The organism is Pantoea sp. Cy-640 (genome assembly GCF_011752635.1).
GTDB lineage: Bacteria > Pseudomonadota > Gammaproteobacteria > Enterobacterales > Enterobacteriaceae > Pantoea > Pantoea dispersa.
Window position 1 is genome coordinate 529,070 of sequence record NZ_VWXB01000003.1, and the last position, 20,404, is coordinate 549,473.

Below are 20,404 nucleotides of genomic sequence, written 5' to 3' on the forward strand. Positions count from 1 at the left end.
GGACACGCATAATAAATCACGCCCCGGCGCCGGGTTAAATAAACGGTGCGGGCGCGACCGGCACAATCTCGACTTTTTGCACCCGATGGTTCTCCACCTGCAGAGTGCGCAGCAGATAATCCCCGACGCGCAACTCCTCACCTTCGGCCGGCACGTGCTGCAGGCTATCCATCAGCAATCCCGCCAGCGTATGGTAATTGCGCCTCTCGTCGAGCGGCAGCGCCACATACAGCGCTAAATCTTCCAGCGGCATATGGCCGTTGGCGATCCAGCCGCCATGCTCTGCGGGCTGAATATCGTAACGGGCATCAATTTCTTCCCCTTCATTGGGCAGGTTGCCGGCGATGGTCTCCATCACGTCGCTCAGCGTCACCACGCCTTCCACCGAACCAAACTCATCCACCACAAAGGCAAAATGGGTGCGCGCATGGCGAAACTGCTCCAGCGCCTGCAGCAGGGTGACGCGCTCGGGAAACACCAGCGGCTGGCGGATCAGCGCACGCAAATCCAGCGATTTACTGTGCAGCGACTGATGCAGCAGATCGATCACATGCACCACGCCCAGCGGCTCGCGTCCCTGTTCGGTGATCAGCAGGCGCGTATGCTGGTTGCGGTCGAGTTTATCCATGATCGACTGCGGGTCTTCGCTAAGATCGATGTGCTCGACGTCATGGCGTGACGTCATGATGCTGTTGATCTGGCGCTGACCCAGGCCCAGCACGCGCATGATCATGCGCCGCTCCTGACGGTTAAACAGCGCTGCGCCCTGGTTATCGCTCAGTAGCGATGCCGTGTCGGCATCCAGATCGGCGCGCTGTGCTTCACCGCGCAGAATGCGCAGCACGGCTTCGGCGGTGCGCTGGCGCAGCGGCCGTCCGGCGGTAAGAAAACGGCGGCGATTAAACAGCGCCAGCTGATTAAAAATCTCAATCACAATCGAGAAGCCAATGGCCGCGTACAGATAGCCTTTGGGGATGACGAAGCCGAAACCCTCTGCCACCAGACTAAAGCCGATCATCAGCAGAAAGCTCAGGCAGAGAATCACAATGGTCGGGTGGCCGTTAACGAAGCGCGTCAGCGGCTTGCTGGCCAGCAGCATTAACAGGATGGCGATGGTCACGGCGATCATCATCACCGGCAGGTCGTTGACCATACCGACGGCGGTAATGACGGCATCGAGTGAAAAGATGGCGTCCAGCACCACGATTTGCGCCACCACCGGCCAGAATTTAGCACCGCTGTTATTTTGACCCGATTCCTCGTCGCTGCCCTCCAGCCGGGCGTTCAGTTCGGTGGTGGCTTTAAACAACAGGAAGATACCGCCTCCCAGCAGCAGCAGGTCGCGTGCGCTGAAGCTGTGCTGGAAGAGGGTGAACAGCGGTTGGGTCAGCGTAACCAGCCACGACAGCGACGCCAGCAGCACCAGCCGTGATATCAGCGCCAGCAGCAGGCCGAACACCCGCGCGCGGTCGCGCAGCGTTGGCGGCAGCTTCTCCACCAGGATGGCGATGAAAACCAGGTTATCAATACCCAGCACCAGCTCAAGAACGATTAGCGTGACTAATCCTGCCCAGAGCGACGGATCGATGATCCACTCCCACATACTTTCATCACCATAATGTCTAAAAATGAGCTTAGTCTGATGATAGTTAATCGTCAGACAGGGTACAAATACGCCCCGGCCGCGCGGATGTCGCGGGCTGGCGGCTTATTAGGATTAATCTTACCTTGTTCAGCCGGGCGATAAGTGAAAAGTATGGATAAACATCCTGTGTGGATGAAGACCACTATTTATTCTTATCCAGCGGCAAAAGCGTACATTTTTAATGCGACTAATCTGAAGGCGGGTATCGAATTATTCTGAATTTTGGCGTGAAATTGCCTGGCGGGGCTGGTATCAATACTTATGGCTGGTAGTCTTTTTCCTAAAATAGTGCAGGGAAGACGGGGCCTACTTGTAAACAAGCCAGTAATAACTAGTATAGCAACGTGTTAGTAAATGTCTGCGCCAATGTTGTTAATAGCGCGCTGTTTAGCTTCTTAATGTTGTGAATTGTGATCGTGCACGGGTTAAGGCGGGTATTTCCCGGCGTGGCGACAAAGCGCGGACAAAAAATAGGGTGTTGTAAGCGGTATTGGCAGCGACAGCCAAGGGCGGTAGCGTGCCTGACGTGGTTTTCACAGGTTAAGAATTGTCTGGCCTTGCGGCAAAAGGAAGTCAGACTAATCTGTTGGTATTTATCACAATTTTCTTGCTTAACTGGAAAGAGAATTGGCCTAAATGCCGGGGAGTTCGCCGCAGTTTGTCTCGCTGGTTTAGTTAGTGCATCGCTCATTAATTACTCAGGCTTAGGCGTTAGGGATTAAGGGAAATAAAATAAAAGAGTCAAATATGCGCGATAATGAATTTACATATAAAAGTCTTCTGACAAAAATTTTACTGGCGTGCTCGGATTTAATTTGTTTCAACGCGGCATTGTTTATTGCACTCGCGCTGATTAATTCGTTCGCCGATTCTCCACTGGCAGATATTTCTGAAAAAGACCTCAACTTAAAAATCGCCACCCATGTCTGTCTGTCCTTAATTTGTACAGGCTGGTTCTGGGTTCGCCTGCGTCATTATACCTATCGCAAACCCTTCTGGTTTGAGCTGAAAGAGATCTTTCGTACCATTCTCATTTTCTCTGTCATCGATTTGTCAATTTCAGCATTATCACAATGGCAGATGTCCCGTTTTGTCTGGGTATTAACGTGGATTTTAGCACTGGTGCTGATTCCGCTGGCGCGCGCTATTTCCAAACGCGTACTGAATCATTTCGGTATGTGGAAAAAGCAAACCATTATTATTGGCAGCAACCGTAACGCGCAGGAAGCCTGGCAGGCGCTACAGAGTGAAGAGGTGATGGGCTTTGATGTGATCGCCTTCTTCGACGTCGATGGCAGCTGCCCGCAGGCCAGCATCTCCGGTGTACCGGTACTGCATAACGAGCAGGAGCTGTGGCAGCTGACCAACAGCGAAACCCAGTTTATCGTCGCGGTTGAGTTTGAGCAGAGTCAGCACCGCGACCGCTGGCTGAAAATGCTGGCGATGCATAACTGTCGCTCGGTCTCGGTTATCCCGACGTTGCGCGGCGTACCGCTTTACGGCACCGATATGGCTTACATCTTCAGCCATGAAGTGATGATTCTGCGTGTGAATAACAACCTGGCGAAACGCACCTCGCGTGTCCTGAAGCGGGCATTCGATATCGTCGGCGCGCTCAGCATCATCATCGCGCTGTCACCTGCGCTGCTGGTACTCGGCTTCATGGTTGGCCGTGATGGCGGACCACCGATTTACGGTCACGAACGTGTGGGTCTCAATGGCCGCAAGTTCAAATGCCTGAAGTTCCGCTCGATGGTGATTAACTCGAAAGAGGTGCTGGAAGAGGTGCTGCGCACCGACCCGGTAGCCCGCGCCGAGTGGGACAAAGATTTCAAACTGAAAAACGATCCACGTATTACCAAAGTCGGTCATTTCATCCGTAAAACCAGCCTGGATGAGCTGCCGCAGCTGTGGAACGTCGTGCGCGGTGACATGAGCCTCGTTGGCCCGCGCCCGGTGATTGAAGATGAACTCTGCCGTTATGCCGGTGATGTTGATTATTACCTGATGGCAAAGCCAGGCATGACGGGATTGTGGCAGGTCAGCGGTCGTAACGACGTTGACTATGAGACGCGCGTCTATTTCGATTCGTGGTATGTCAAAAACTGGTCGCTGTGGAATGACATCGCGATTCTGTTTAAGACGGTCGGCGTGGTACTCAAACGCGACGGCGCTTATTGATAGACAGCAAGGGCAGGGGACGAAATAACGTTCCCGCCTGATAACTGCCGGTGCTGGGAGTGTCTGTAACTGATAACTGCCATTATCGAGCCCGAACAGAGCGGGTTATTAAGCCGCTTAACGATAACCCACTTTAATTGAAGTCGTCTGCAACCAGGATGACAACATAAACCAGGGAGCTAATGATAATGAACCTCAGTTTCAGTGTTTAATTCCTTGCCTTTATTTTTGTTAGACGCTTACACAGCGGCGTTTTCGCCTCTATCAATCATTAACTGATAGCGAAGAACCAGATGATAATGAAAACTAAATTGATACCGTTACTGGTATCCGCGACTTTCCTCTCCGGGTGCACCATCGAACCAGGTTCGCACCTTTCCACTAGCGGAAAAGATGTCATTGAGCAACAGGATAGCAATTTTGACATCGACAAATACGTTAACGTCTTCCCTCTGACGCCGCGTCTGGTTGAACAGATGCGTCCGAAGCCGCTGGTTGCTCAGGCTAACCCGCTGCTGCAGAACGAGATTCAGAGCTATCAATACCGCGTTGGCATCGGCGACGTACTGAACGTCACCGTATGGGATCACCCTGAGCTGACTACGCCGGCCGGTCAGTACCGTAGCGCCAGCGACACCGGTAACTGGGTGCAGGCAGACGGTACCATCTTCTATCCGTACATCGGTAAAGTGCGCGTTGCAGGCCGCACCGTGACGGAAATCCGCAGTGAAATCGCGCGTCGTCTGGCGCAGTTCATTGAAAGTCCGCAGGTGGATGTCAATGTGGCCGCGTTCCGTTCGCAGAAAGCCTACGTGACCGGTTCGGTCACCACCTCCGGCCAGCAGCCGATCACCAACGTGCCGCTGACCGTGCTGGATGCGGTGAACGCCGCGGGTGGCCTTGCCGCTGACGCCGACTGGCGCAACGTGGTGCTGACGCACAACGGCCGCGAGCAGCGCATTTCGCTGCAGGCGCTGATGCAAAACGGCGACCTGAGCCAGAACCATCTGCTCTATCCGGGCGATATCCTTTACGTACCGCGTAACGACGATCTGAAGATCTTCGTGATGGGCGAAGTGAAACAGCAGACCACGCTGAAGATGGACCGCAGCGGCATGACGCTGGCTGAAGCGCTGGGTAACGCACAGGGCATGGATCAAACCACCTCTGACGCCACCGGCGTATTCGTCATTCGTCCGATTCGCGGTGCTAACCGCACCAAGATCGCCAACATCTATCAGCTGAACACCAAAGATGCGGCGTCGATGGTGATGGGCACCGAATTCCAACTGGAGCCGTACGACATTGTCTACGTCACCGCAACACCAATCACCCGCTGGAACCGCGTGATTTCCGGACTGCTGCCGACCATCGTGGGTATCGACGATGCAAGCTCCGCAGCGCTGCGTTTCCGCAACTGGTCGGACTAAGGTTTTACCATGATTAAGTCAGTGTTAGTCGTCTGCGTCGGCAACATTTGCCGCTCCCCCACCGGGGAGCGTCTGTTTAAACGCGCACTTCCGCATACCCGTATCGCTTCTGCCGGTCTTGGTGCCCTGAAGGGCCATCCGGCGGATAAGACGGCCAGCGCCGTCGCCGCTGAACATGGCGTCTCGCTGGACGGTCATGAGGCTCAGCAGTTAACGGCCAGCATGTGCCGTGACTTTGACCTGATTCTGGTAATGGAGAAGCGCCACGTTGAGCAGGTGAACCGCATCGATCCGGCCGCGCGGGGGAAGACCATGCTGCTGGGCCACTGGCTTAACCAACAGGAAATTGCGGATCCGTACAAAAAAAGCCGTGAGGCCTTTGAAGAGGTTTACGGGTTACTGGAAAACGCTACCCAGAAATGGGTTAACGTACTAAGCCGATAGTTGGGAATATCCATGAATATCAAAAACAAGGTTATGACTGCGCCAAAAGAAGATTCGAATGGATGGGATCTGGCGCATCTTGTGGGACAGCTGATCGATCATCGCTGGATCATCGTGGCGGTCACCGCTTTCTTTATGCTGATGGCAACGCTCTACACACTGTTTGCTACGCCAATCTATAGCGCGGACGCTATGGTGCAGGTGGAGCAGAAAAACACCGCCTCGGTGCTGAACGAATTACAGGATGTGATTCCGACCACGCCAGCATCAGACACCGAGATTCAGATCATCGAATCCCGCATGGTGATTGGTAAAACCGTTAACGACCTCGGTCTGGACACGGTCATTCAGCAAAACTACTTCCCGGTGATCGGTAAAGGTCTGTCACGCCTGATGGGCAACAAGCCAGCGCAGATTGCCATTTCACGCCTGGAAATTCCGCGCAGCATCGACAAACGTACCGTTGAGCTGGAAGTCACCGGTCCGCAAACCTATACCGTGAGCAAAGACGGCGACGAGCTGTTCAAAGGCCGCGTGGGTCAGCTGGAGCAGCACGGCGACGTCACCATGCTGGTTAGCGGCATTCAGGCTGACGAAGGCACCAGCTTCAGCGTCACCAAGCTGAGTGACCTGCAGGCGATTAAAACCGTACTGGGCGCGCTGACCGTCGCCGATAAAGGCAAAACCACCGGCGTGCTGGGCCTGGAGTTCCAGGATGAAGATCAGGAGCAGGCGAGCCGCGTGCTGAACCAGATCGTCAACAACTATCTGCTGCAGAACGTTGAGCGTAAGTCTGAGCAGGCGGAGAAGAGCCTCGAATTCCTGCGCACCCAGCTGCCTAACGTGCGTGCCAAGCTGGACGATGCGGAAGACAAGCTGAACACCTTCCGTCGTCAGAACGAGTCGGTCGACATGTCACTGGAAGCCAAATCGGCGCTCGACTCGTCCGTTAGCGTCCAGAGCCAGCTGAACGAGCTGACCTTCCGTGAAGCCGAAGTTTCCCAGCTGTTCACCAAAGACCACCCGACCTACCGCGCGCTGCTGGAAAAACGCAAAACGCTGGAAGCGGAACAGGCGCAGCTGAACAAGAAAATCTCGGCCATGCCGCAGACCCAGCAGGAGATTCTGCGTCTGACGCGTGATGTGCAGGCCGGTCAGGAAATCTACATGCAGCTGCTGAACCGTCAGCAGGAACTGGGCATCAGCAAGGCCAGCACCGTGGGTGATGTGCGCATCATCGACCGTGCTGAAACCAGCACCAGCCCGGTGGCACCGAAGAAACTGCTGATTATTGTCGCGGGCCTGATTGTGGGTCTGATGCTGTCGGTTGGTCTGGTGCTGCTGAAAGCGCTGTTCCACCACGGTATCGACAATCCGGAGCAGTTGGAAGAGCTGGGCATGAACGTCTATGCCAGCGTACCGCTCTCCGAGTGGCAGCGTAAGAAAGACACCGAAGCGCTGGCGCGACGCGGCAGCAAAGAGAAGTCGGATCCGCACAACACGCTGCTGGCGCTGGGTAACCCGACTGACCTCTCCATCGAAGCGATTCGTAGCCTGCGCACCAGCCTGCACTTCGCCATGATGGAAGCGAAAAACAACATCCTGATGATCACCGGTGCCAGCCCGGGTATTGGTAAAACCTTTATCTGTGCCAACCTGGCGACGCTGGTATCCAAAGCAGGTCAGCGCGTGCTGTTCATCGATGGTGATATGCGTCGCGGCTATACCCACGAGCTGCTGGGTGCGGACAACAAGACCGGCCTGTCTAACGTACTGTCAGGCAAGAGCGAGTTCTCGCCGGCGATGATTCAGAAGGGCGTGTACGGTTTTGACTTCCTGCCGCGCGGTCAGGTGCCACCGAACCCGTCTGAACTGCTGATGCATCGTCGCATGCAGGAGCTGCTGGACTGGGCAAGCAAAAACTATGACCTGGTGCTGATCGATACGCCGCCGATTCTGGCTGTGACCGACGCTTCCATCATCGGTAAGCTGGCCGGTACCTCGCTGATGGTGGCGCGTTTCGAAACCAACACCACCAAAGAGCTGGATGTCAGCTACAAGCGCTTCGCCCAGAACGGTATCGAGATTAAAGGCGTCATCCTCAACGCCGTGGTCCGTAAAGCGTCGAATGCCTATGGTTATGGCTACGACTATTACAACTACGAATACGGCAAAGAGAGCAAAAGCTAAGCACTATCGGGGGCGGATTTTCCGCCCCTTTTTATGGCGCGTTTCTGGCTAAGCGCCATGCCTTGTGCCTCTGCAAAACATGCGGATACACCGCAGAGTATTGTAGCGGCGCGATTTATCGCGCAATAAATTGCGCCGCTACGGAACGTGCGGTGATTAAGCGCAGAAAACTGCGGCGGTGAAATTGATACCGCGAACATAATAACGATTTATTTTCGGTGCGTTTTGCACCATCAAACATACACACAGCACAATCTTAGGTATTTCCGTGACGGTACGAAAAGTCTTATTGAAAAAGAATACTAACGGCATGATTTTTCAGAACAAAGCCGATTCCTTTCTACAGGCCGCTCGCGTTACCGTTGAATCTGGAACAGCTGTTTAAGAGGTGCTGGCAATGCAGGACATCCGCTTCTCAATTGTAATTCCCGCTTATAACGCGTCGAAATCGATTGTCACGACGCTGGATTGCGTCAAAGCGCAAACCTATCGCAACTTTGAAGTCATCATCGTGGATGACAAATCCGCCGATGCCGCGGAACTGGCGCAGGTGGTGCGCGGCGAGCGCTATCAGGATCTGGACATCAAACTGGAGCTGTCTGAGGTCAAACTCAACGGCGCCGGCGCACGCAACAAAGGTATTGAACTGGCGCAGGGCGACTTCATCAGCTTCCTCGATGCCGACGACGAGTGGCACGCGGACAAGCTGCTGGAAGTGTGCGATACCATCCGCAAGCTGGAAGCGCAGGGTAAATCGCGCTATGTCATCTTCAGCCAGGTCAATATTCATCAGGACGGCAGCTTCCTCAAAGTGATGCCGATGCAGCCGCCGGGTAAAAACGAGACCGTGGCGGAGTACCTGTTTGGCTGTTATGGCTTTATCCAGACCAGTACCATCGTGCTGAAGCGCGAAGATGCCGCCAGAATCCAGTTTGATGCGCGCTATATTCGCCATCAGGATTATGACTTCTGCATCCGCGCCGACCGCATGGGCTATGAATTTGTGATGATCGCCAAACCGCTGGCGACCTACCATCTGGTGACCAAATTTGGTTCCAAACACAAAGGTGAGTCGGTGAAGTACTCCTTCTTCTGGCTCGACACCATGAAGCCGCACCTGACGGCGCGTGATATCCATACCTACAAAGCGTTCAAGCTGCCGCTGCGCTACAAAATGGATGGCAATTCGCTGCTGGCCAGCGTCAGTTTTGCGCGCTACTTCTTCCTCACCAACCGTGATAACCGCGCCTACTTCATCAATCGCCTGGTCGATAAGCTGAAGTCGCGCTTCACGGGGCGAAGAGCGGTTTCCTGATCGATTTATGACTTTCACTTGCTCCCGCAGCGGGAGCATTTTTTCGGTTCCTGACACTCCGGGTATACAAATGACAAATCATGTTGGCACCATCGGTATCGTGATGCCGATGTACAACGCGCGCAACACCGTGCTGCGTGCGGTTGAGTCGATCGTGAATCAGACCTACAGCGACTGGCATCTCTACCTGGTCAATGATAAATCCACCGATGATTCACTCGCTTTTGTACGCGAGCACTGCCAGGACGCGCGCATCACTATCCTCAGCAACGAGGTCAACCTCGGCGCGGCGGAAACGCGCAACGTGGGCCTGCGCGCGGCCAAAGAGGAGATCATTGCGTTTCTCGACAGCGATGACGAATGGCACGCGGAGAAACTGGCCGAACAGGCCGCGGCGCTGACCGCCGGTGACGACTTCGTGATCACCCATTATCACTACAAAACCAAAACCGCCGATCACGACATCAATTACCACAAACCTTATCTGCAGCAGGAAAACTTCGTGAAGAAGCAGTATCGCGTCTGCTTCTCCTCGGTGTGTTTCCGTCGTCCGCCACAGGGCATCTTCTTCCAGCGTAAAGGCCATGAAGACTTCCTGTTCCTCTATGAGCTGTTCCTCCGCTACAAACAAGCCCGGGTGATCCAGAAGACGCTGGTCAACTACTACGAGCTGGGCGATTCGCTGTCGCGTAACAAAAATAAAGCGGCGAAATGGCACCTCGAATTATTAAGAATTATCTATAAAAACAATCCTTTAAAAATCTATTACTATTACGGCTGGTATATGGTGAATGGGGTTCTTTTCACCCTTAAACATCGCTAAGACCCTGTGTCCTTCGCGCTGCCGCTACGTTGGCTGCGCACGTCCATCCCGGTCACTTACTTGAGTAAGCTCCCGGGAATGAACGCACTTGCCGCGTTGCGGCAACGCAAATGACTTGGGTCTGGATTTGAGCAATTTGAGGTGAAAAGTATCAGATGAAAAAGATTGTTTTGGTTATTAAGGATGCCTACTCCTACGCAGGCACGGAGAACATCTGCAACTTCATGTCGGAGTGCCTCGGTGAAGAGCATGCCGTCACCATTTACTCGCTGGAAGGGCACGGCAAAACCTTTTACCCGTTTGAGCGGGTGAAAGAAATTGTCAGCTTCGAAGGCCACAGCAACCCGATTAAAAGTGCCGTGGCGCGTATCCATCAGGAGGGCTTCGACAGCGTATTCCTGATCAGTATGGGGCGCCTGAGCGTGATGTTTGCCTTCTGGAACCTGATGGCAATGAAGAAAAAAACCTTCAAAGCCTACGCCTGCGAGCACATCGCTATCAACTCGTTCAGCAAGCCGATCAAACTGCTGAAGTGGCTGCTGCTGCGCTACTACGACCAGGTGATCGTGCTGACTGACAAAGACCATCAGGTCTTCACCCGCTGGCATATCCCCAGCCAGCAAATTCCTAACCCGGTGGTGTACAAATCCTGGCAGCGCGAGACGCGCAGCCGTCAGGCGCTGGCGGTGGGCCGCCTTGATAACCAGAAGGGCTTTGACCTGCTGCTGGATATCTGGGCTGACTTCAGCAAAAAACACCCGGAGTGGAAGCTGGTGATCGCCGGTGACGGCGAACTGCGCCAGCAGCTGCACGATCAGGCCGCGGCGCTGGGCATCACCGGCAGCGTTAACTTTGTCGGCAAAGTCAGCAATATCAATGATTACTACCGCGACAGCGACATGGCGCTGATGACCTCACGTTATGAAGGGCTGCCGCTGGTACTGCTGGAAGCCAAATCCTGGTCGCTGCCGGTGGTGGCCTATGACTGTCCGACCGGACCGCAGGAGATCATCAATCACGGCGAAGATGGCTTCCTGGTGCCAATGAACGACAAAGCCACTTTCCTGGCGCGCATGGAGCAGCTGGCCAGCGACGATCGCCTGTTCTTTGCCATGAGCGAGAAGACCAAAGAGACGGCGCTGAAGTTTGACGGTAATCAGATCAAACAGAGCTGGCTGGCGCTGGTGTAACCACTTTTATCGTGCCTCGGGGATACCTTTTCGGCCGCCATGCGGCCCCATGACCACGGGATTGTTAGCATGAAAAGAAGAGAAGTCTTGCAAACTGCAGCCTCCTCCATTGTTGCCGCACTGTCGGTGAGCGCGTTTTCCAGTTACGCCGCCAAAAGTGGTCAGCCGGCGCTGAAAGCGGTTGATGCCTCCAGCGTCCCGCCGGGCGATGTGCCGATTCTGACGCCGGAAAACGTCTATACCATGCCACCGCAGTTCTGGCAGAACTTTGAGGGCAAACTGTGGATTGGCGCAGCAGGCAAAGATGCCAGTCAGGCCGGCAACCAGATTCCGGTGTATCTGCGCGACGCCAGCGGTAAGGTGTCCCAGGTGAGCCAGCCCATTGCGCTCAATAAAGGCAACTTTGCGCAGTTTATTCACGATAATGCCGCGTTAATCGCCAATCCTGCGCACTCGATGGTAGTGGAAGATAACCAGGGCAATACGCTGTTTTCCATCAGCGACGTGTCGCGCCCGAACGCCAGCAACTTCAGCCAGCGCCTGGCGCAGCCGAACGGCTATCAGCTGATCGGCGAAATCCCGTCGGTGGAAGAGCTGCGTAAAACCCGACCGCTGTTTGCCGGGGCGAAAATCAAGCTGAAAAGCTGGCACGAAGGGCTGGAAGTGGGCGGCGGCGAGTTTGTCGGCGTGTATGGCGAAGGCGAAGATGATGGCGGCGTGATTTTCAGCGGCAACGGGTTCTACTGGCGCCGCGTGGTGGAAGATTTCAACCGTCTGACGCTGTTTGACTTCGGCGCCATCGCCGATGGCAAAACCGATACGGCACCGGCGATCAAAGCCATGTATCATTGGTCGCTCAAGGCTAACCAGCAGATCTGCGTACAGTTTCCGGCAGGCACCTTCTTTGTGACCGGCTGTGACTTTGGCGATCAGCAGCAGCGCTTCTTCCGCATTTCCGGCGCGATGGTGAACTTCGGCTATTTCCCGGCGACCACGCTGGTTTCTGACGGTCGTTCCGAATTCCTGTTCCAGGTGAATGCGCGCTGGACCGAAATCTCCAACCTGATCTTCAACGGTCAGAACGACAAGCGGCCAAACAAACAGGGGCTGTTCCGCAACACTTGTCCGGGCGGCCAGTTCTTCCGCGGCGCCTGCCTGCGCTTCAACCGCGTCGGCGGCACCTCAATCAGCCTGCTGGATACGCTGGATTGCAAAATCGACCAGTGGTACGCCGACACCTGTACCGGTGACGTGATCAAAGCCAGCTGGTCCGGACAGAAACAGGGGGCGTGGGACCACAGTACGGCGATTGAGCTGTCGAACTTCAACGCCCAGCGCTGTACCGGCGGCATGGTGCTTAACCTGCCGCGCTGCAGCCAGTCGATCATTCATAACGGCTGGATTGAGCACAGTGAGCACCCCGGCGACATCTCGAACGGCCAGTGGATTATTGATGCGCTGAGCCTGGAAGATTGCAAAAACCCGCTGAACGCGCGCAATTCCCGCCTCAACATGCGCCAGACCAATCTGCAGTCTGGCAGCTGGATCGATAACTCGCTGGAAGGCGAGCGCTGGCTGAATATCTGGGAGATGGGCTCAACGCGGGTGGAGTCTTACGGCGTGGCCATCGACGGCAGCCTGAAATACAACTACATCACGTCGCGTTTCCGTCTGACCAACAACACCAATCAGGCCACCTGGTTCGAGCTGGGAAATTTTTATTCGCCAACCGTGGGTGACAGCTGGGAGATCGAGCTGTTTGGTCAGTCGCAGTTCAGCAACGGCAGCGACAAGCAGCCGCTGCTCGACGTGATGGGCGGTAAACAGACCGGCGGTCGCGCGGTGATTCATCTGCAGCGCAAAACCAGCAAGGCAGAAGCCAGCTGGTCCGCGGAAGGTAGTTCGCCGGTGCTGGAGGTGCGCGTCGATGCGCGCAGCGATACCGATAGCAAAGTGTTCGTCAAACTGGCGGGCTGGACGCCGACGGCGGTGGTGCTGATTAAGAGCACCGCCAAAGACCGGTTCCTCACCGGCCGCTGTGCGCGCGTTGACGCCACCATGGCGCAGGGCAGTCCGACCAGCGGCAGCCAGCCGGCCCCGCAGCGGTTTAGTCTGCACAACGGTAAAGCCGGCATCGGCGGCAACGAGCAGGGCGATTTGCTGCTGGCGTCGCGCGCGCTCAAACCCGAAGAGGTGGATACGCGCCAGCCGAAGGGGTTTGTTTCCGTGGTGATCAATGGCGAGCAGGTGGCGCTGCCGTATTTTGCGCTGAAGTCGTGAGGATTTAACGCAGGTAACGGTGCAATTTATCGCGAAGGCCACAACGGCACCGAGCGAGGACGGGCAAAGCGCAATAAATTGCGCCGCTACGGTTTGTGCAGAGGAGATTTCTGCACTAACCCTTTGCACAGTCTGTAGCGGCGCGATTTATCGCGCATGTAACACCTGTCGCAGGTATCAATTATGTCACAACAGGCAGTCGTTAATTTCGGGCCGCTGGCCCATTAGCAGTTTTTTCTTACAGAGTTCACTTAGCCAGTATGGAACTGGCGGCTTGTAAAAAATTACAAAAATTTATCTGGAGTTTTTATGAAGATTTTATTGGTGGGTAACCATACCTGTGGAAATCGTGGGGATGGCGCGATTTTACGTGGACTGATTGATTCATTGCAGGCCGCGCGTGGGGATCTGGATATCGATGTCATCAGCCGCTATCCAACCAGCTCCGGATATTTACTGCAGCAGCATATCCAGCAGGATTCGCTGTTTCTGCACAACAGTAAGGCGCCAAAAGGGCTGGTCAGCAGCCTGAAGCGCAAAGTCGCCAACCGTCTGATGCCGGACATCATGATGGCGCACCTTGGCAAAGGTGGCGTGTATAAATCTTTCTCGGTGCCGCCGCATCTGGCGGAATTCACCCGCAGCCTGGCGAAATATGACGCCATCATTCAGGTCGGCGGCTCGTTCTTCGTCGATCTGTACGGCGTCACCCAGTTCGATCACGCGCTGTGCGCGTTGATGGCGAAGAAGCCGCTGCACATGATCGGTCACTCGGTGGGCCCGTTTGAAAACCCTCGCGTCAATGCGCTGGCAAACTTTGTTTTTGACCGCGTCGACAGCCTGGTGCTGCGCGAAGAGGTCAGCCTCGATCGCCTGAAGCAGGATGGTGTGACCACCAGCCGGGTGAAGAAGGGCGTGGACACCGCGTTCCTGGTGCAGGCGCGCGAGGTGGAAAATCCGAGCCACAACCTGCTGCACTGGCAGAACATCATTCAGTCGCGCAAAACCATCGCTATCACCGTGCGTGAGCTGGCACCGTTCGACAAACGTCTTGGCGTCACGCAGAAAGAGTACGAAGCCGCGTTTGGCCGGGTGATCAACGCCATGATCGCCGAAGGCTATCAGGTGGTGGCGTTCTCCACCTGTACCGGCATCGACAGCTATGCCAAAGATGACCGTATGGTGGCGCTGACGCTGCGCGACCACGTCGAGCAGCCGGAGCACTACCATGTGATCATGGACGAGTTCAACGACCTGGAGCTCGGCATCCTGCTCAGCCACTGCCATCTCACCATCGGCACGCGCCTGCACTCGGCAATCATCTCCATGAATTTCGGCACGCCAGCCGTGGCCATCAACTACGAGCACAAATCGCTCGGCGTGATGAACCAGCTGGGTCTGCCGCAGATGGCCACCGACGTGCAGAGCCTGATGGACGGCTCGCTGATCGACAAAGTGCAGACGGTGCTGGCGGACTACGACAACGTGAAGCAAAAAGTGAACACCGCGGTGGCGCAGGAGCGTGAAATCGGCAACCGCATCACCGAAGAAATTCTCAACGTCCTGGGGTAAGTGATGAAGCTAACCTTTTTCACCATGCGTTTTCCGGTTGCCTCTGAGACGTTTGTCCTCAATCAGGTGACGCATTTCATCGATGCCGGCTATGACGTCGAGATCATCTCGGTGTTTCCGGGCGACATGATCAATCGTCATGCCGCGTTCGATGAGTACAATCTGGCGGCGAAAACCCACTATCTGCTGCCGGAAGAGAAGGTATCAAACCTCGACAAACTGACCCAACGCATCGGGCTGATGCTGCCGAAAATCGCCAAACCGGCGCTGCTGAAGTCGCTTAACGTTGGCCGCTACGGTGCGCAGGCGAAAAAACTGCTGCTGCCGGCCATTGTCGCAAACGCCCGGCAGACCTTTACCGCCGATGTGTTCCTGGTGCACTTCGGCTATGCCGGTGCGCTGGCGAATAAACTGCGCGAGCTGGGGGTACTGAAGGGCAAGCAGGCGACGGTGTTCCACGGCGCTGATATCTCGCGTCGCCACATTCTTGAAGAGCACAAACAGGATTACATCAACCTGTTCAGACAGAGCGAACTGATGCTGCCCATCAGCCATCTGTGGGAGAACAAGCTGATTGAGATGGGCTGTCCGCGCGAGAAAGTGCACGTCACGCGTATGGGCATCGAGCCGGAGAAGTTTAACTTCCAGCCGCGTGACGCGTTCCACAAACCGCTGCGCATCGTTTCGGTGGCGCGCCTGACCGAGAAAAAAGGGCTGGACGTGGCGGTGAAAGCCAGTGAAATCCTGCGCGATAACGGCGGTCAGTTCCAGTTCACCATTATTGGTAACGGCGAGCAGGACGGCATGATGCGCGAGCACATCGCACGGGCCGGCCTGGAAGACATGGTGACCATGCCGGGCTTCAAGCCGCAGGAGGAGATTCGTCAGGCGCTGAGCGAGGCCGATATCTTCCTGCTGCCGTCGAAAACCGCCGCCGATGGCGATATGGAAGGCATTCCGGTGGCGCTGATGGAAGCGATGGCGGTCGGCCTGCCGGTGGTGTCCACCTACCACAGCGGCATCCCGGAGCTGATTCAGAATAACGTCAGCGGCTGGCTGGTATCGGAAAATGATGCCGGTGAGCTGGCGGACACGCTGCTGCGCCTGTCGCGCGGCGACGTTGACGTTGCACCGGTGGTGGCCGCAGCGCGCCATAAAGTGGAAACCGAGTTCAATCAGCACATCGCTTACGGTGAGCTGGCGAAAATTCTGGAGCGCATGGTGTGAGTGGATTAAAAAAACAGGCGGTGTGGCTGTTCGGCAGCACCTGCTTTGCCGCGCTGCTGCAGGTGCTGCAGCTGGCGGTGCTGGCGCGCAAGCTGGAAGCGCACGAGCTGGGTTTGCTGGCGATCATCAACGCCATTCTGGCGGTGGCTACCGTGCTGCAGGACATGGGCATGAGCAGCTACATCGTGCATCGTCAGGAGATTACACGTCGTGAGCAGAGCACCATTTACTGGGTTAACGTCTCGCTGAGCTTCTGTACCGGTCTGATCATGCTGGCCATCGCCTGGCCGGTGGCGTGGTTCTACCATCTGCCGGAGCTGACAGCGCTGATTATGCTCACCAGCCTCAACTTCCTCGTGCTCGGTCACCTGTCGCAGTATCAGGCGCACTATGTGAAAACCAAACGCATGGTGACGCTGGCGAAGATTGAGATGGGCACCAAGCTGTTTGCCTTCCTGTGTACGGTGGCGATGCTCTATTTCACCTCCCTGACGGTAGCGGCGGCGATTCTCGGGCTGTTCATCAACGCCTTCACGCGCATTCTCTGCATGATCTACTTTGGCGAGAAGTCGTGGCGGCCAACGTGGGAGTTCGACGGCAAAACCTTTGTCAGCGCGGTGCGTTACGGTATCTATCAGCTGGGTTCGCAGACCATTAATCAGCTGCGTACTCAGGCCGATGCGCTGATCGTCGGTAAAGTGATGGGTGCCGAGATGCTGGGGGTTTACTCACTGGCGAAAGAGCTGATTCTGCAGCCGCTGAAACTGGTGTCGCCGGTGATTAACCGCCTGGCGCTGCCGCGCTTCGCCGAGAAGCAGCACGATCCCGAGCAGCTGAAAAAACTGTTCCTCAAGGGCACCTTCGTCATCATGCTGTTCAGCAGTGCGATGTACCTGGCGATTGGTATTCTCTCTCCGGTGATTGTGCGTGTGCTGTATGGCGCCTCGCACGAGCAGGTGTATCACCTGATCCCACTGATGCTGCTGTTCGGTATGCTGCGCCCGATGGGCGGCCTGACCGGCGCGATCTCCCAGGCGAACGGACGCACCAACGTCGAGTTCTACTGGAATATCGTCGCCAGCCTGGTGGTGGTGGTGGTGCTGGCCACTACGTGGATCTGGCCGAATGTGATTTACGTGGCGCTGACGCTGTCGATTTCACAGGTGCTGATCTCCGCCTTCGCGCATCCGTTCTTCATCAAACCGGTGATTGGCATCCGCTTTATGCCGTATGCGCGCCAGTGGGTGTCGGTGTCGGTGGTGTTTGTCGGCCTGATGCTGCTGGTGAATCATTTCAACCTGTTCGTGATGCCCGAGTGGTTTGAGGGCTGGCTGTAAGCGGTGATGACGGGAGTGGTCGTTGGCAATGACAGCACGTTTGTCAGTTAAGCTCTGAAACCGTTCAGCAACCGTTGCACTTTTGGTAGCGGCGCAATTTATTGCGCGATAAATCGCGCCGCTACGAATTTTATGCGATTTGTGTTTGCTGTTACTGAACGGCATTACGCCATTTTGCGACCAAACCCTGACGCCACCGGTCAAAACAACATCCTTAATCGCCGCCAGCTTTTTCCGCTGCGACACCACATCTTCACCCCAATGATGTTTCCGCAACGCCGGTCAAAACGCTCAACAATCACTGGCCTCACCGGTCATTGCTCAGCACTCTGCCTTCCACTGTTTTTCAGCCATTTAGCCGCTTTTTTTAACCGCCTGATTACCGGGTGGCAGATGGACTTTTTGACGATTTTTTATGTGATGACAGAGAGTTAGTGCCGGTTTTTCAGATAAAGATTATACTTGCTCAACCGGCCGATCCTGCATAATCGACCCCACGTATTCACTTCATGAAATGGAATAAATATGACCAAGCTTAAAGCAGTAATCCCGGTTGCGGGTCTCGGTATGCATATGCTCCCTGCGACTAAAGCCATTCCGAAAGAGATGCTGCCTATCGTCGATAAACCAATGATTCAGTACATTGTCGACGAGTGCGTGGCGGCGGGCATCAAGGAGATTGTGCTGGTCACCCATGCTTCCAAAAATGCAGTGGAAAACCACTTCGATACCACCTACGAGCTGGAAGCGTTGCTAGAAGCGCGCGTAAAACGCCAGCTGCTGAGCGAAGTGCAGTCAATCTGTCCGCCGGGCGTGACTATCATGAACGTGCGTCAGGCGAACCCGCTGGGTCTTGGCCACTCGGTACTGTGTGCCCGTCCGATGATTGGCGACAACCCTTTTGTGGTGGTACTGCCAGACGTGCTGCTGGATGACTCCACCGCTGACCACCTGCGTTACAACCTTGCCGCGATGGTGGCACGCTTCGAAGAGACCGGCCGCAGTCAGGTTCTGGCGAAACTCATGCCGGGCGAAGACCTGTCTGAATATGGCGTGCTGACCACCGAGCAGCCGCTGGATAATCCGGGCGATATCAGCACCATCACCAACTTCGTAGAAAAACCTGAGCATCCGTCCGAGCTGAACTCAGACCTGACCGCCGTGGGCCGTTACGTGCTTTCTGCGGATATCTGGGGTGAACTGGAGCGCACGGAGCCAGGCGCCTGGGGCCGTATCCAGCTGACCGATGCCATCGCCTCCCTGAGCCAGAAAAAACCGGTTGATGCCCAGCTGCTGACCGGCACCAGCTTCGACTGCGGCCGTAAACTCGGCTACATGCAGGCCTTCGTCTCTTATGGTCTGCGCAACAACACGCAGGGCCGCGATTTCCGCGAAGCAATCCAAAAAATTCTGGCAAAATAATCTCTTTCCCCGCCGCGCAGGTTGCGCGGTTTTAAAGGAGTACACATGGCTATTTTGGTAACGGGCGGAGCAGGGTACATCGGCTCCCATACGGTGCTGGCGCTGTTAGAGCGCGGCGACGACGTTGTAGTCCTGGATAACCTTTGCAATGCCTCGCGCGAAGCAATCAATCGCGTTGAGAAGCTGGCCGGTAAGAAAGCGGTCTTCGTTGAAGGCGACATCCGCGACCGCGCCTGCCTGCGCGATCTGTTTGCCAGAAATGACATCTCGGCCGTCATCCACTTCGCCGCGCTGAAAGCGGTAGGCGAATCCACGCGCATGCCGCTGGAATATTATGAGAACAATGTCGCCGGGACCGTGGTGCTGCTGGAAGAGATGCGCGCCGCCGGCGTGTGGAATTTTATCTTCAGCTCATCCGCCACCGTGTATGGCGCTGACGCACCGGTTCCGTACGTTGAAACGACGCCGATTGGTGGCACCACCAGTCCGTACGGCACCTCCAAGCTGATGATTGAGTTCGTGATGCGCGACTTCGCCAAAGCCGAGCCGAACTTCAAAGCCATCGCGCTGCGCTACTTCAACCCGGTCGGCGCGCACGAATCCGGTGAGATTGGCGAAGACCCAACCGGTATTCCGAACAACCTGCTGCCGTACATTGCGCAGGTGGCGATTGGGCGTCTGGACAAGCTGGGCGTGTTTGGCGATGACTACGCGACGCCAGATGGTACCTGCCAGCGCGACTACATTCACGTCGTTGACCTGGCGGAAGGGCACCTGAAAGCGCTGGATCACCTGCCAAAAGTTGAAGGCTACAAAGCTTACAACCTCGGCGGCGGCAAAGGCTTCTCGGTGCTGGAGATGATCAAGGCGTTTGAGCAGGCATCCGGTAAACAGATTCCGTTCGAGTTCAAACCGCGCCGCGACGGCGATCTGCCCGCGTTCTGGGCGGATGCCAGCCTGGCCAACAAAGAGCTCGACTGGCGCGTCACGCGCGGTATCGATGCGATGATGCGCGATACCTGGAACTGGCAGTCGAAGAATCCGAATGGGTTTAAGTGATTAAGCAGGTTATGAGTAAAAACCCGGCATATGCCGGGTTTTTTTATGGGTAAATAATTTACTTTGGTGTTTTTTTGCTCAGGTATTCATTTGCGGGATGCAGAAAAATCCTAATCAGCGCCAGACCAATGCATCAAGTTCACAACTCATCATATTGATTTAGTGAAAACTCGCTGCAGCCTTTCATTCTGCGAATCGGCGACTATATTCTTTCAGACTCAGTAGCTTGGCGATAAACGCACCGGTGAAAGAAAATTAAGATTCGTCGCGCTGGCATCGGACAATAACC

Annotated in this window: 15 protein-coding genes; 14 read left to right on the forward strand and 1 reads right to left on the reverse strand. The window is 55.5% G+C overall.

Annotation, left to right across the window (positions count from 1 at the left end; all coding sequences use genetic code 11):
• Nucleotides 1–34: 34 nt before the first annotated feature.
• Nucleotides 35–1,603, reverse strand: a complete 1,569-nt coding sequence (locus tag F3J36_RS11265; protein ID WP_058769963.1) for a TerC family protein — start codon at nt 1,601–1,603, stop codon at nt 35–37.
• A gap of 789 nt (nt 1,604–2,392) precedes the next feature.
• Between F3J36_RS11265 and wbaP the strand changes: the two genes are divergently transcribed.
• From wbaP to galE, 14 genes are all read left to right on the forward strand, one after another.
• On the forward strand, nt 2,393–3,826 hold the full coding sequence (wbaP, locus tag F3J36_RS11270) for an undecaprenyl-phosphate galactose phosphotransferase WbaP (protein WP_058757291.1): 1,434 nt from the start codon (nt 2,393–2,395) through the stop codon (nt 3,824–3,826).
• A gap of 299 nt (nt 3,827–4,125) precedes the next feature.
• Entirely contained in the window at nt 4,126–5,256 is a 1,131-nt protein-coding gene (locus F3J36_RS11275; protein WP_031280061.1) for a polysaccharide export protein, read from the forward strand.
• Between the two features lie 9 nt (nt 5,257–5,265).
• On the forward strand, nt 5,266–5,700 hold the full coding sequence (locus F3J36_RS11280) for a protein-tyrosine-phosphatase (RefSeq protein ID WP_021509326.1): 435 nt from the start codon (nt 5,266–5,268) through the stop codon (nt 5,698–5,700).
• A 12-nt stretch (nt 5,701–5,712) separates the two neighbouring features.
• Nucleotides 5,713–7,890 (forward strand): tyrosine-protein kinase Wzc, encoded by a 2,178-nt coding sequence (gene wzc / locus F3J36_RS11285; protein WP_021509327.1) that lies wholly within the window; start codon nt 5,713–5,715, stop codon nt 7,888–7,890.
• Nucleotides 7,891–8,287: 397 nt separating this feature from the next.
• Nucleotides 8,288–9,205: a glycosyltransferase family 2 protein gene (locus F3J36_RS11290; RefSeq protein ID WP_058757292.1), complete on the forward strand. Its 918-nt coding sequence runs from the start codon at nt 8,288–8,290 to the stop codon at nt 9,203–9,205.
• A gap of 70 nt (nt 9,206–9,275) precedes the next feature.
• On the forward strand, nt 9,276–10,028 hold the full coding sequence (locus tag F3J36_RS11295) for a glycosyltransferase family 2 protein (RefSeq protein WP_166719700.1): 753 nt from the start codon (nt 9,276–9,278) through the stop codon (nt 10,026–10,028).
• 155 nt (nt 10,029–10,183) lie between these two features.
• Complete coding sequence (locus F3J36_RS11300; RefSeq protein ID WP_021509330.1) at nt 10,184–11,218, forward strand: glycosyltransferase; 1,035 nt, start codon at nt 10,184–10,186, stop codon at nt 11,216–11,218.
• Between the two features lie 69 nt (nt 11,219–11,287).
• On the forward strand, nt 11,288–13,498 hold the full coding sequence (locus tag F3J36_RS11305) for a phage tailspike protein (RefSeq protein WP_166719701.1): 2,211 nt from the start codon (nt 11,288–11,290) through the stop codon (nt 13,496–13,498).
• 309 nt (nt 13,499–13,807) lie between these two features.
• A complete protein-coding gene (gene wcaK, locus F3J36_RS11310) occupies nt 13,808–15,070 on the forward strand; it encodes a colanic acid biosynthesis pyruvyl transferase WcaK (protein ID WP_058757295.1) in 1,263 nt (420 codons plus the stop codon).
• 3 nt (nt 15,071–15,073) lie between these two features.
• On the forward strand, nt 15,074–16,297 hold the full coding sequence (locus F3J36_RS11315) for a glycosyltransferase (protein WP_058757296.1): 1,224 nt from the start codon (nt 15,074–15,076) through the stop codon (nt 16,295–16,297).
• On the forward strand, nt 16,294–17,634 hold the full coding sequence (locus F3J36_RS11320) for an MOP flippase family protein (protein WP_104093120.1): 1,341 nt from the start codon (nt 16,294–16,296) through the stop codon (nt 17,632–17,634). The genes F3J36_RS11315 and F3J36_RS11320 overlap by 4 nt, the downstream gene beginning before the upstream one ends.
• Nucleotides 17,635–17,766: 132 nt before the next feature.
• The gene (locus tag F3J36_RS11325; RefSeq protein WP_166719702.1) at nt 17,767–18,069 is read left to right on the forward strand and encodes a hypothetical protein; all 303 of its coding nucleotides are present in this window, start codon (nt 17,767–17,769) and stop codon (nt 18,067–18,069) included.
• A gap of 90 nt (nt 18,070–18,159) precedes the next feature.
• Nucleotides 18,160–19,056 (forward strand): UTP--glucose-1-phosphate uridylyltransferase GalF, encoded by an 897-nt coding sequence (gene galF, locus F3J36_RS11330; protein ID WP_166719703.1) that lies wholly within the window; start codon nt 18,160–18,162, stop codon nt 19,054–19,056.
• 45 nt (nt 19,057–19,101) lie between these two features.
• Nucleotides 19,102–20,115 (forward strand): UDP-glucose 4-epimerase GalE, encoded by a 1,014-nt coding sequence (gene galE / locus F3J36_RS11335; protein WP_166719704.1) that lies wholly within the window; start codon nt 19,102–19,104, stop codon nt 20,113–20,115.
• The last annotated feature ends 289 nt before the right edge of the window (nt 20,116–20,404 follow it).